Genomic DNA, 12,399 nt, shown 5'->3' on the forward strand with positions numbered 1-12,399 from the left:
CTACTGCGGGTACACCCGCACCTCTGCCGCCGCCGCATCCGCCGGGACGACGGCGTAGCCGGCGAGCCTTCCGCCCGTGCTGTACTCGACCGCCGCACGGACACCACCACCGGACGTCGTGAGGCGGTAGACCTCTCCGCCGCGAACACGCAGCTGCACGGCTTGGCCGGCCGGGACCGTCACCGTGTCGACGTCACCAGTGCCCGCGTCCTCCGCGAGCTCGACCGCGACATCCGCGTCACCCGCGTTGTGCAGCACGAGCGACGGCGACGAGCCCGATGCCACGGCGACGAGGCTCGGCACCCCCACCTCGTCGGCGCTCGTGTACCAGGCGAAGTCCGAACCTGCTCCGAAGCCGGTCGTCTCCCAGACAGCACCGACCACCGGCACCGACGCGTCGATCTGCACTGTGTACGTGCCGACCGCGAGTCCGCCGAGTTCGAGCTCGAGCGGAACGCCCGCCGCAAGCGACACCTGCTGCGTGTCTGCCGGCTGCGTCTGCCCGACACCGGTCACCGTGACCGTCGCCTCACCGTCGTCGGACGGGGCGAGGACGCGCAAGAGTGTGGTGACATCGGTCGCGCCTTCTTCTCCGGGCGCTCGGGTGACGGTGACTGCAGGAATGACCTGCCGCTGCGTCGGCGTCGACGTGGCCCCGACGTGATCGACACCGCCCGGCACCAGTGTGCGGATGATGCTCGTCTGCAGGCTCGCGTGCACCGGAGCCCCGCTCGCGGTGACCCGGACGACGGGGGCTTCTTCGCCGATGCCGAGCGAAGCCAACGGCACGATGCGCTGCGAGCCCGCCGGGACGACGATGCCGGCGCCCGCGGCGGGCGCGTCCATGCCCGCGCCGCCGTAGACGGTGAGATCGACTTGCGCGGCGACCTCGCCTGGGTTCGACAGCATGATGAGATCTGCGGCGCCGACGGCGGCGCTGCCGCCCACCAGCCACGATTCCAGCCGCGGCGGCGCGCACGTGGAAGCGGCGAACCCGCTGAGGTCGTCGTCGGTGACCTGCGCCGAGCCTGCGGCGGCCAGATCCGTGCGCTCGCGGCCGTTCGGCGGCGCGATGAAGGTCTCGGGGCCCGTGCCGCTGCTGACGTCGGGGATGTCGAGGGTGCGCTCGTCGGGGACGGTCGCTCCCGCGGTGACGCCGACGGTCACTCGCTGCCGTGCCGCCTCGGACAGCGATCCCGCCTGCTGCGAGTCCCGCCCGGCCGCCAGCACCGGCCCTGTGCAGGCGAGTATCGAAGCAGACGGCACCGGCTGGGCCGACAGCGACAGCGGTTCGCGCTCGATCGCGTGCCACGGAACGAGCACGGCGGCTGCGACCGCTCCCGCGCACACCGCGACGAGTGCAAGGCGCACGGCGGCACGAGCACCCGTGCCGATCCAGGACGACGTCATGAGCGGCTCCGTTCCAGCCCGACGATGCGCGGCTTGCGGCGCGAGGCCGCCCGGCTCGCCGCGGTCGGGAGGGCGAGCAGCAGCGCGACGACGATGACGCCGAGCTGCACGACGGCGACCGTCCGAGCCGTGTCCGCGACGGAATCCGCGACCCGGCGCGGCGCGACCTCGTCTGAGACCCGCCACAGCACGCGGTTTCCGGTGTCGCCGACGTTGTCGAGGCGCTCCCGTTGATCGAGGGCGGTCTGGGCGCCCAGCCGCGTCGCCCTGGCCGCGTCGGATTCATCGGCGTCGATCGTTACCAGCACGAAACCGATGCCGTGTTCGGCCAGTTGCGTGATCGCGTCATCGGGCGATTCCGAGACGAGGTCCGCCGTCAGCCGGGCCAGGGTGATGTCGTCGGGGGTCGCCGCCGCGTGCGCCGAGAGCAGCGTCGTCTGTCCACCCAGCGCTTCGGTGCCGCTCCACACGACCGTCGCGCGGATCGACCCGTCTGCGAGCGGTGAGAGCACGAGGGTCCCTTCGCCGCGTCCGCCACCGGCTTCGGCCGCGACGTACGCCGGGAGCGTGCTGGTCGGCCCGTTCGTGAGCGCGGTCGCGCCGCGAACGGACGCTGTGAGCGACGGCACCGCGCATGCGACGAGCGCGGCGACCGCGACCGCACCTGCTGCGGCGCGAACCAGTCGCGGCACGGGCACGAGGTGCAGTGCGATGGCCGCAGCACCGACGAGCCCCGCCCATGCAAGGCTGAGCGCGGCTCCGGGCCAGATGCCGACGGCCGTCGAACCGGACGCCGCAACCGTGACGCCGGTCGTGATGAGCGCGGTCACCATGCCCACCACGGCGGTCAGCAGCAGCACCGCGACCGGGACGATGCGCCTGGTCTGCACAGCGGTCACTGCCAGCAGCAGCAGGGGTGCGACGAGCAGCGCCACCCACCAGGTCGAGGCGTTCGCCCCGAGCAGTGCGCTCCATCCGGCGGGGTCCACGGTGGGGAATCCTGCGGCCAGCAGGATGCGGTCGATCACTCCGTCGACCCGGCCCGAGAGCGCGGCGGCGACGCCGGGATCGGCGAGCAGCGCCCACGGATCGGCCTGGCGGATCCGGTGCCAGACGAGCGGCGAGAACGCGACGACGGTCGGCACGATGAGCCACAGCACGCGGGCTGTCCCTCGTCCGCGACGCACCGCGATCGTCAGGATCAGCGCGACCGTCCACAGCACGACGAGGGCCGGCGCGACCGACGGGGAGCAGGCGATGACGGCGAGCACGAGCAGCGATGCGATACCGGCTCCGCTCCACGTGCGATGCGCGACGGACGCCGTCAGCAGCAGCCATGGCAGGAGCAGATGCACGAGCACGCCCGTGGGGCGACCTTCGACGAGCGCCGACAGCAATGTGGGAGCGAGCGCCCACGCGATCGCCACGAACGCACGCAGCGTTGCACTCGACGTGACACGCGTCGCCGCGAACCAACCGCCGAGTGCGGCCAGCGGCAGGGCGAGCACCCAGAGCGCGACGAGGGCGCGAGACGGCTCGAACGGCCAGAGCGTGCCCAGCGCGGCCACAACACCGCTGAACGGGTCTGCCGGTCCCACGAGCTGCCAGCCGACCGGTCGGTTGCCGAAGGCGGCATCGGCCCAGAGTCCTGCGACGGTGGTGCGCAGGGGCGCCAGCGCACCACCCCCGAGCGCGGGCCATGCGAGCAGCGCAGGGAACGCGGCGACCGACAGCACGAGGAAGGCGAGCACCACCCAGGCACCGCCGCCGGTGAAGAAGTGCAGCTCGTCGCGACCGCCGCCGACGGCATGCTCGTCGTCGACGCCGAGCCGCTGCCCGAGTTGCGCCCGCGACATCCGCAGCGGCGCCAATTGCGCCCACGACGTCGTCCTGCTTCGCCGGATGCGACCGCGCGATCGGAGCACGGCGGCCGGGCGCAGCATCGCCGTGACGGCGGCGACCCAGTCAGGACCGATGCCGAGCGGTCGCTTGGCGACGAGGTCTGCGAGGGTTCGCCAGATCGCCAGCGGGAGGAGCGAGAGCCAGTGCAACGGCACCGCGGCCGCAGGCGCGTAGGCGAGCCGCCGGTGCAGCTGCGCGAGCCGTCGGACGTACGCGCGATGCACGCGCAGCCCCGACGCGCGCCCCGACGGGGGCGCGGCGACACCATCCCCTGCGACGGCGACGAGCGCCGTGGGGGCAAGGGCGACACGGCGGCCGGCAAGTCGTGCACGGATGCCGAGGTCGAGTCCTTCGTCGGCTCCCGCCAGCGCGGTGTCGAGCCCGCCGAGTTCCTGCCAGGCATCGGCTCGCACGAGAATGCCGCGCACGTCCGCGCCGAGGACGTCGTCGCGGCCGTCGTGCTGCCCCTGGTCGAGTTCGTCCTCGGCGAGCACGACGGTGCGTCCGAGCGCCGTCATCGTCACGCCGAGCGACACGATGCGGTCGGCGTGCGCCCAGCGGACGAGCTTCGGTGCGGCGAACGCCATCGACGGTGAGGTCTCGAGCGCACCGGCGAGTTTTGCGAGCGCGTCGGGCGCGGGCGCGGTGTCTTGGGCGAGCAGCCACACCGCATCGCCGCGGAGCCGGTGGCTGGCCATCGCGAGCGCCTGCGCGAACGTGGTCCCCCGCGAGGCCGCGATGATCCCCTCGGCTCCGCTCTCGTTCGCGATCCCGCGAAGCTCGGCGTCGTCGCCGCACAACACGACGGTCAGCGCGTCGACGGGTCGAGTCTGCGCTTGGAGCGCGCTCAGCGTGCGTCGCAGGTGCAGATCGACGGGGATTCGTCCGTCGGGGCGCACGACGAGGAGGGCATGGACGCGGGCGGGCATGGCTCCGTCAGCCTAAGCGGGGCCGCGTCACGACTCCGCAGGCCGCGCGCGATTCGCGCGGATCCGTCGCGATCAGACGGCGCGGCGCTTGATCTTGCGACGTTCGCGTTCGCTCAGGCCACCCCAGATGCCGAACCGCTCGTCGTTCTGCAGCGCGTACTCGAGGCACTCGCCTCGCACGTCGCACGACGAGCAGATGCGCTTGGCATCGCGGGTCGATCCGCCCTTCTCAGGGAAGAACGCCTCGGGATCGGTCTGCGCGCACAGCGCGTCGGACTGCCAGGCCAGTGCACTGTCGACATCGGTCTCGACCGGTCGGCGCACACCGGGAACGCCGAGGTTGATCGGGTCGACGAACCAATTGTCGGGAACGCCGGAACGGTAACCCGTCATGTCGATCCTCCCCCTGTATAGGCCCCACGCCGTTCGACGTGTACGGATAATTACACCCGTGTCATTCGCTCCGGTCAAGTCGCGAACTGTAAAGCCTCAAGTGGGGATTGAACCTTCACGACACGGCGCGGCGTGTCACGATCCCGTCACCGGCCGGGCTGCGCGATGAAGACCTCGCCGGTTCCAGAGACGGTGATCGTCGCCTCGGCCTCGTCCGCATAGACCGCTCCGCCTGCGGCGAGCGCGACGGCCGAGCCGCCTGCAGTCACCGTGACGCCACCGGTCGTCGAGACGGCGATCGCGGGACCGTTCAGGGCGACGTCGGTCGAGCCGCCCGATACCGCCACACGCCACAGCGCGAAGTCGGCGATTCCAGCGTCGAACACTGCGACACCGTCCGCGACGGGGCGTGCCGGCAGCACGGGCGGTGCCGAGGTGCTCGTGTCGACGATCGTCATGAGCTCGGCCACGTCGATGTGCTTGGGCGTGAGGCCGCCGCGCAGCACGTTGTCGCTGGCCGCCATCAGTTCGACGCCCAGGCCCTCCAGGTAGGCGTGGAGCACACCCGCGTCGACGAAGACGGCCTCACCTCGGCGCAGTTCGACGACGTTCATGAGCAAAGCGACCACGACTCCCGGGTCGCCCGGGTAGGCGTCTGCGATGCCGCGCAGGGCGGTCAGTTCGACGGCGAACGCTTCGTCGTCCGCGCCCCGCACCGCCTCGATCACGTCGTCGACCTCGGCCTGCGCACCGCCCGAGAGGAGCCACTGGATCGTGTCGCGCAGCGCGGCCGTCTCGTCCGCGCCGGAGAGTCGGTCAGCGAGCGCGCGCACACCGGCGGCGTCACCGAGCCCGTCCAGCAGCAGGCGCGTCTGCTCGAGCGGACGGAGTCCGGCGAGTGCGCGGAACACGTCGCTGACGGCGACGATGAGCTCGGGCTTGTGGTTGTCGTCGCGGTAGGTGCGCTCTCCCGCATCCCGCGGGATCCCGGCGGCTTCCTCCCGGGCGAATCCTTCGATCGCCTGGGCACGCGAAGGGTGCGCCTGGATCGACAGCGGCGATCCAGCGGCCAGCAACTTCAGCAAGAAGGACAGGCGAGGCGCCTCGGCATCCGCGCGCACAGCATCGAGGGTGCGGCCGGAGCCGTCTCCGACCAGCGCGGGGCATCCCGGGTGGTCGCCGAACCAGACCTCCGCCTCGGGCCGCCCGTCGGGGGTCCGCCCCTCAAGGTCGGCGAGCAGCGTTGTGGAGCCCCAGGCGTAATCACGGGGCCGATTGGAGATCGTCACGAGCACGCCCTCAGCCTAGACGCCCGCGCGATAGCCTTCTGTGGAGATGACGGTCCACACCAGCCACCCGGTCGCGGCGCCCCCCGCGGCGCCGGTTCGTGAGAAGACGGGGCATCTGCTGCTGCGCGGCTGGTGCATCTTCGTGCTGGCCGGCGGGCTCGCCGGGACGAGCTGGCTGATGGCTTTCGGCCCCGAAGTCACCGCAGGTGTGCTGGTCGGGTCTGCGCTCGTCTCAGCGGTGCTGTGGCTGACGCTGCGTCCAGCGGTGCAACTGCGCCGCCTGCCCTGGATCGCACTGCTCTATGTCGCCTGGGCGGTCGCATCCCTCATCTGGACCGCGTGGCCGGCCGCGACCGCGACCACGCTGCTCCTCCTCCTCGTCACCACGGGGCAGGCCATGTTCGTGGGAGCCGTGTTGACCTGGCGCGAACTGGTGCGGGCGATGGCCTCGGCGCTGAAGTGGATCCTCGCGCTGTCCGTCCTGTTCGAACTGTGGATCTCGCTGCTGTGGGGCGGGCCGATCCTTCCGCAGTTCGTCCGCCCCGACGGACCGGTCGACGACCCGATCGTGCTGTGGTCGCGCGACAACCTCTTCGACGGCGGTCGCATCCAGGGCCTGTTCGGCAACTCCAATGCACTCGCGTATGTCGCACTCCTCGGCATCATCGTCTTCAGCATCCGCATCGCCTCGCGTGCGCCGCGGCGCACACTGCTGGTGCTGTGGACGGCGCTCTCGCTCTACCTGTTCGTGCGAGCGGGCTCCGCCACGGCGTTCCTCGCCGCCGGCCTGGCGGCGGTCGTGCTGGTGACCGCGTTGCTCATGCGCCGCACAACCCGTCCCGGCGAGCGCACCCGGTATTACGTGGCGTACGCACTCGTCGCGGTGGGCGGGCTCACCGCGCTGTGGATGCTGCGCGATCACGTCTTCTCGCTCCTCGGGCGCTCCTCCGACCTCACCGGCCGCGAAGCGATCTGGAGCGCGGTGTGGGAGCGGATCGCCCAACGCCCCGTTCTGGGCTGGGGCTTCTCGACGCCCTGGGTCCCCTCCGACCCGGGCTTCGACCGGTGGATCGTCGACCACGGCGAGACGGTCATGCAGGCGCACAACATGTGGCTCGATGTGCTGTTCCAGCTCGGCGTCATCGGTCTGGTCCTGATGGCGCTCGCCTACCTCGCGTTCCTGTGGCGCTCCTGGTTCTTCGCCGTCGACCGCCCTCGTTGGGATCTCGTCGACGACCGCCCCTACTCCCCCATCACCTTGCTGCCGACCCTGACCGCCGCCGTCCTGGTGGTGCAGGGGCTCGCCGAGTCGGGTCCGCTGCTGAACTGGGGGTGGATGTTCGTCGTCCTCCTCGCGTTCAAGATCAAACAAGCCCCGTTGCTGGGTCGCGGCCCGTCCGAACAGCGGTTGGCCGGCGAGCAGGGCGAGCGGCTGACCGAGCGATGAGCGCCGGCTCGGCTCTGCGAACCGCGCTGCGGGTCCTGCGCTCGAGCGAGGTCGCCTCGGCGTTCGCGGTGGCGACCATCGGCGCCCTGTTCGCGACCCACCTGCTGCGTCAGTTGATGGGCGACGCGGGCTACGGCGCCATCATCGTGGGCCTGTGCACCCTCGGCGGCGCGATCCTCGTGGCCCGTCGGCGCGAGTGGCGCTGGTATGAGCTCATGCCCACGACGCTCGCCCTGCTGCTGCTGTGGCTGCTCGTGACGACCCTGTGGTCGAGGTCGGTCGGCGCCAGCCTCAGCGGTTGGCTGCAACTGGGGGCGCCGACGTTCCTCGCGATCGTGGTGGCGCAGTTCCGCGACACCCTGCAGACGGTGCGTGCGACCGGCGACGTGCTGCGCGTCCTGCTCACCGGATCGCTGCTGATCGAGCTGCTCAGCGGCATCCTGCTCGACCTGCCGATCCCGTTCCTCGGCGTCGCGGGCAACCTCGCCGAAGGCGGCCCGATCCAGGGCCTGTTCGGCACCCGCACGCAACTGGGGCTGGTCGCGGTGCTCGCGCTCATCACGTTCCTCGTCGAGTGGCGCACCCGTTCCGTGCCCCGGGAGCTGTCGCTGTATTCGGTTGCGATCGCCGTCGCCTGCGCCGTCTTCACGGCATCGCCGATCGTGCTCATGATGGGCGTCGTCGCGGCATTCGCAACACTCGTGCTTGTCGCCGTGCGCCGCACCGCGGCCCCCGCTCGGCGTTCACTGCAGGTGGGCATCGCCGCGGTCGTCGTCATGGCCGGCGTGCTCGTGTACGTCTTCCGCCGCCCGCTCGTGTACTGGCTCAACGCCGAGCCCGACTTCTTCACGCGGTCACGGCTGTGGAACGAAATCCTCGACCTGAGCGAGACCCGCCCCGTCCAGGGGTGGGGCTGGGTGGGCACGTGGCCCGACGGGGTCATGCCGTACAACTATCTGCGGTTCCTGGTCGGTCACGACCATGCCTCGGCGCTGAACGCCTGGATGGACATGCTGCTGCAGGCGGGCGGCGCCGGCGTCGTGCTGCTGGCCGCTTTCGCCGGTCTCGCGCTGGCGAGGGCATGGATGACGGCATCCGAACGCCGCTCCACCGTGTACACCTGGTCGGCGCTGGTCGTGATCTGCCTACTCGCCGACTCGGTCGTCACGAGTTCGCTGCTGGGCGGCTACGGGTGGTTCCTGCTCGTGGTGTGCGCGACTCGGGCGTCACTGGTGAAGGGCTGGCGCAGCGGCATCGACGCAGCGTCGTCACCGCCTTCGGGCACAGGAACGCCGAAGCCGCTCCGCTAGAATCGCACGCTGTGACAGTTCCGCCCGAGCGGCGCTCACCCCGGCGAAAGGCCTTCGTGCCGAGCATCCGCGATCGACTGCGCGCGGGCACGCGTGCCCGCCGAACGCTGATCGCCCCCGGTGGCAGCGAGCCCGCCCCCACCCGTGCGACGGGGGCGATGACGGCACGACTCGTCGTCGCCGCGTTCGCGCGCTGGTCGCTGGCGGTTGCATACGCGCCGCTGAAGCTGCTGCCCACGCGCCGCAAAGTCGTCATGATCAGCAGGGAGCACCCCGAGATCCCCGAGGACTTCGCGGCGCTGCGCGACGCGATCATCCGAAGCGATGCAAGCATCGAGGTGGTCATCTTGGTGCGAATGGTGCCCCCCGGCATCATCGCCAAGGTCGGCTACATCCTGCACATGTTCGCGCAGCTCTACCATGCGGCCACATCGCGAGTGATGGTCGTGGACACGTACGCGATCATCGCAAGCGTGCTCCGACACAAGCGCGACCTCACCATCGTCCAGATCTGGCACGCGCTGGGCGCGTTCAAGAAGTTCGGGCTGAGCATCCTCGATCAATCGGAAGGGCGCGACGGTCGCCTCGCCTCAGCGATGCGGATGCATCAGGGCTACGACATCGTCCTCGCCAGCGGCGAACCTGCTCGCGCTCCCTTCGCGGAGGCGCTCGGCACCCCCGAGGACCGGGTCGTCATCGCGCCGCTCCCCCGCGTGGACCGTCTGCGCGACCCTGCCGAGGCCGAACGAGTCCGGGCTCGCGTGTTCGCCGCGCATCCGCACCTGCGGGGGCAACGCGTCGCGGTGTTCGCGCCCACTTTCCGGCTCGACGGCAGTGTCGGCGCTGACGCTGACGCGCTCGTCACCGCGCTGGCCGAGCATGGCGTGCACACCGTGGTGAAGCTGCACCCACTGATGGCATCCGACTTCGGGCCAGGCATCGACATCGCTCCGGGATTCTCGACGCAGGAGATGTTGCAGGTCGCGGACCTGTTCATCACCGACTACTCGTCCGCGCTCTTCGAAGCCGCGGTCCTCGGCGTGCCGACCTACTTCCTCGCTCCAGACCTCGATGCGTTCCTCGCGTCGCGGGACTTCTATCTCGACTACCGAAACGACCTTCCCGGCCCCATCGCCGAATCCGTCACCGCCCTCGCCGAGGCGGTCGCGACCGGCCAGGCGACACCGGAGCGGTCCGCGGCGTTCGCCCGCCGATGGGTGCAGGTTCCCGGAAATCCTCCTCCGTCCGCGGGGAGCACCCCGTGCGCCGATCGGATCGCGCGACTGGTGCTCGAGGCCGTGGAATCACGGTCGATTACACTGACCGAGGCATGAGAAGAACAATCGGTGTCGTCGGTCTGATGACGAATGAGAACGTCGGCGATTACCTTCTCGTCGAGGCCTCGAAGTACCTGCTGCGAACGTGCGACCCCGACATCGCCGTCGTAGATATCGACGTCGACCCACACACGCCCGCTGTCCGTACCGGGATGCGACGGTTGAACTTCCGCGCTGCGGCAGTCATGAAGGCGTTCCAGCGGCCGATCCTGTCGGTCGTGCGCAGCCCACGCTTCGCCTATCACTATCACTCCATGTATTGGCGGACGAAGCTCGGCTGGTACTTCAAGGAGCGCGTGAGCGGTCTCGACGCGCTCATCTTCACCGGTGGCGGCTTCATCAAATACAAGACGCAGGGGTTGAACTACATCGACGAGCTGATCCTGAAGGCCGCTCACCGTCAGGGCATCCCCGTCATGATGAACGCGGTCGGCGTCGAGGGGTACAGCGAGACCGACATCCGGTGCCAGCGCCTGAAGCGGGCGCTCAACACCGACAACGTGAAAGTCATCACGACCCGTGACGACCTCGACACGCTCGACGCGCACTACATCACGAATCCGAACATCGAGACCGAACGGGTGGGCGACCCGGTGTTCTGGCTGGACGAGATGGACATGGTCGACCGGCACACGCGCGAACGCGCCGAGCCAAGGCGCCGGCGCATCGGCATCAACCTCCTGAACCCCCAGAACTTCTCGGTGTACGGCGGCGACCTGTCTCCCGACGCGGTCGTCAACTTCTACCGGAACCTCATCGCGGAGCTCCAGCGGCTCGATGCCGACTTCACGCTGTTCTCGAACGGCATGACCGTCGACCAGACGTTTGGACGCTCACTCGTCTCGTCGATGAATCTGCGGAGCGAGCAACTGGTCGACAGACCGACGACCTCGACGGAGTTCGTCAACCTCGTCGCGAGCTTCGACATCATCCTCAGCGCGCGTATGCATGCGGGAATCACGGCCTACGCACTGGAGGTGCCCGTCATCGGGCTGATCTGGGGCGAGAAGCTGCGGTTCCTCACGTCGATCACAGGACTGCGGGACCGCTACTTCAACGAGGACGAGCTCGATTTCGTGAAGATCGCCCGAATGCTGGTGGACAACGACATGCCGCGCCCAGACGCCGCACGGCGCGGCGAGCTGCGAGAGCGCACGCGTCGACAGCTCGCGAGATTCGTCGACACCGTGCCCCGGAGGTCGTCATGATCGACAAGTTGATCGAGGGAAGGCTCCTCACGCTGCTGGTCGGCAGTGTGTTCCGTCTGGTCGAGATCGTCGTGCGAGCGATACACCTGGGCGTCCGCGGAGTGCGGATCTTCGTGCAGGAGAATCTCACGGCGCGCGCGGATGCCCGACTCTCCGTCGTCGGCAAGCGTCTGGTGGCCCGACGCACCCGGAGAGACCCCGCCTCCATCGTGCTGCTCTCACGCGACGGAGAGTACGGCGGCGACGTCAAATACATCGCGGAGGAACTCCTCCGACGCCGGTCGCCGTACCGGATCACCTGGGCGCTGCGCGAGCGGTCCGTCGGCCCGTTCCCACGCGCGTTCTCATTCGTGCGGCTCGGCACCGCGGCGTCCGTCCGTGCCATCGCGAGTGCCAACGTGGTCGTCCAGGACGGCGACTGGCTGCAACGTCATCACATCGCCCGATCGGACGGCCAGCACTGGCTCACCGCCGACGGCGAGCGGGTCGAGCACGCAGGAACGTCCGATTCCGTCCCGCCCGCCGCGCGTGGCCACGCCCGCAACGACGTGCTCGTGTCGACAACGCCACAGGATGCGCCGGCCGTGCGCAAGAAGGTGACCGACCGGCTCGGCATCGCCGACGCTGAGCAGCGATTCCTGCTGTTCGCCCCTAGCTCCGACCGCGGATTACGAGAGGCGCAGTTCAGCGGCATCGACTTCGCTTCGATCCGTGCCGCCCTCGCACGGACCTTCGGCGGCGAATGGGAGATCCTGATCCGCACAGACGCGGTCGACAAGGCGCACGCCGACCTGCTCCTGGCCGGGCTGCCGTCTTTCTGTCATGACGCGACGTTCCATCCTGACTTGCAGGAGCTGCTCGTCGTCTCGGACGCCGGAATGACCGACCGGGCGGAGTGGATCGCGGACTACCTGCTGACCCGGAGGCCGGCCTTTCTGTTCGACCCGCGGCAGCGTGAGCTGCCCGCCGCGGTGGCTGCCACGCCACTGGCCGTGTCGACATCCAACCGCGAGCTGGTCGACCGGATCGAGCAGTTCGACGCACCGGCCTACGACCGGGCGATCGCAGCGTATCTTCGGGCCTATGGCGAACCGGAAGACGGCGCGGTTGCGGCTCACATCGTCGATCGGATCGACGCACTGATGGGTGTCCGGTAACAGCCACACGTTGCTGG

Annotated in this window: 9 protein-coding genes; 5 read left to right on the plus strand and 4 right to left on the minus strand. The window is 69.8% G+C overall.

Annotated features, from left to right (window positions below; all coding sequences use genetic code 11):
* The 4 genes from ACSF8R_RS03185 to manA form a co-directional block, all read right to left on the minus strand.
* Window positions 1-1,410 carry a DUF5719 family protein gene (locus ACSF8R_RS03185; protein ID WP_434810411.1) on the minus strand — a complete coding sequence of 470 codons (1,410 nt, stop codon included), beginning with the start codon at window positions 1,408-1,410 and terminating at the stop codon, window positions 1-3.
* Window positions 1,407-4,241, minus strand: coding sequence for a glycosyltransferase (locus ACSF8R_RS03190; protein ID WP_434810412.1), 2,835 nt, complete (start codon window positions 4,239-4,241; stop codon window positions 1,407-1,409). Before ACSF8R_RS03190 ends, ACSF8R_RS03185 begins: the two co-directional genes overlap by 4 nt.
* Before the next feature lie 72 nt (window positions 4,242-4,313).
* Complete coding sequence (locus ACSF8R_RS03195) at window positions 4,314-4,634, minus strand: WhiB family transcriptional regulator (protein WP_434810413.1); 321 nt, start codon at window positions 4,632-4,634, stop codon at window positions 4,314-4,316.
* Between the two features lie 146 nt (window positions 4,635-4,780).
* Complete coding sequence (gene manA / locus ACSF8R_RS03200; protein ID WP_434810414.1) at window positions 4,781-5,929, minus strand: mannose-6-phosphate isomerase, class I; 1,149 nt, start codon at window positions 5,927-5,929, stop codon at window positions 4,781-4,783.
* Between the two features lie 40 nt (window positions 5,930-5,969).
* Between manA and ACSF8R_RS03205 the strand changes: the two genes are divergently transcribed.
* The 5 genes from ACSF8R_RS03205 to ACSF8R_RS03225 are packed head-to-tail and all read left to right on the plus strand — an operon-like array spanning window position 5,970 to window position 12,382.
* Window positions 5,970-7,370 (plus strand): O-antigen ligase family protein, encoded by a 1,401-nt coding sequence (locus ACSF8R_RS03205; RefSeq protein WP_434810415.1) that lies wholly within the window; start codon window positions 5,970-5,972, stop codon window positions 7,368-7,370.
* Window positions 7,367-8,680 carry an O-antigen ligase family protein gene (locus ACSF8R_RS03210; protein WP_434810416.1) on the plus strand — a complete coding sequence of 438 codons (1,314 nt, stop codon included), beginning with the start codon at window positions 7,367-7,369 and terminating at the stop codon, window positions 8,678-8,680. Before ACSF8R_RS03205 ends, ACSF8R_RS03210 begins: the two co-directional genes overlap by 4 nt.
* A gap of 11 nt (window positions 8,681-8,691) precedes the next feature.
* Complete coding sequence (locus ACSF8R_RS03215; protein ID WP_434810417.1) at window positions 8,692-10,014, plus strand: CDP-glycerol glycerophosphotransferase family protein; 1,323 nt, start codon at window positions 8,692-8,694, stop codon at window positions 10,012-10,014.
* Window positions 10,011-11,225: a polysaccharide pyruvyl transferase family protein gene (locus ACSF8R_RS03220; RefSeq protein ID WP_434810418.1), complete on the plus strand. Its 1,215-nt coding sequence runs from the start codon at window positions 10,011-10,013 to the stop codon at window positions 11,223-11,225. Before ACSF8R_RS03215 ends, ACSF8R_RS03220 begins: the two co-directional genes overlap by 4 nt.
* A complete protein-coding gene (locus ACSF8R_RS03225) occupies window positions 11,222-12,382 on the plus strand; it encodes a CDP-glycerol glycerophosphotransferase family protein (protein ID WP_434810419.1) in 1,161 nt (386 codons plus the stop codon). The genes ACSF8R_RS03220 and ACSF8R_RS03225 overlap by 4 nt, the downstream gene beginning before the upstream one ends.
* Window positions 12,383-12,399 lie beyond the last annotated feature (17 nt).

Origin of the sequence: Microbacterium sp. bgisy189 (assembly GCF_965345345.1) — a bacterium.
GTDB lineage: Bacteria > Actinomycetota > Actinomycetes > Actinomycetales > Microbacteriaceae > Microbacterium.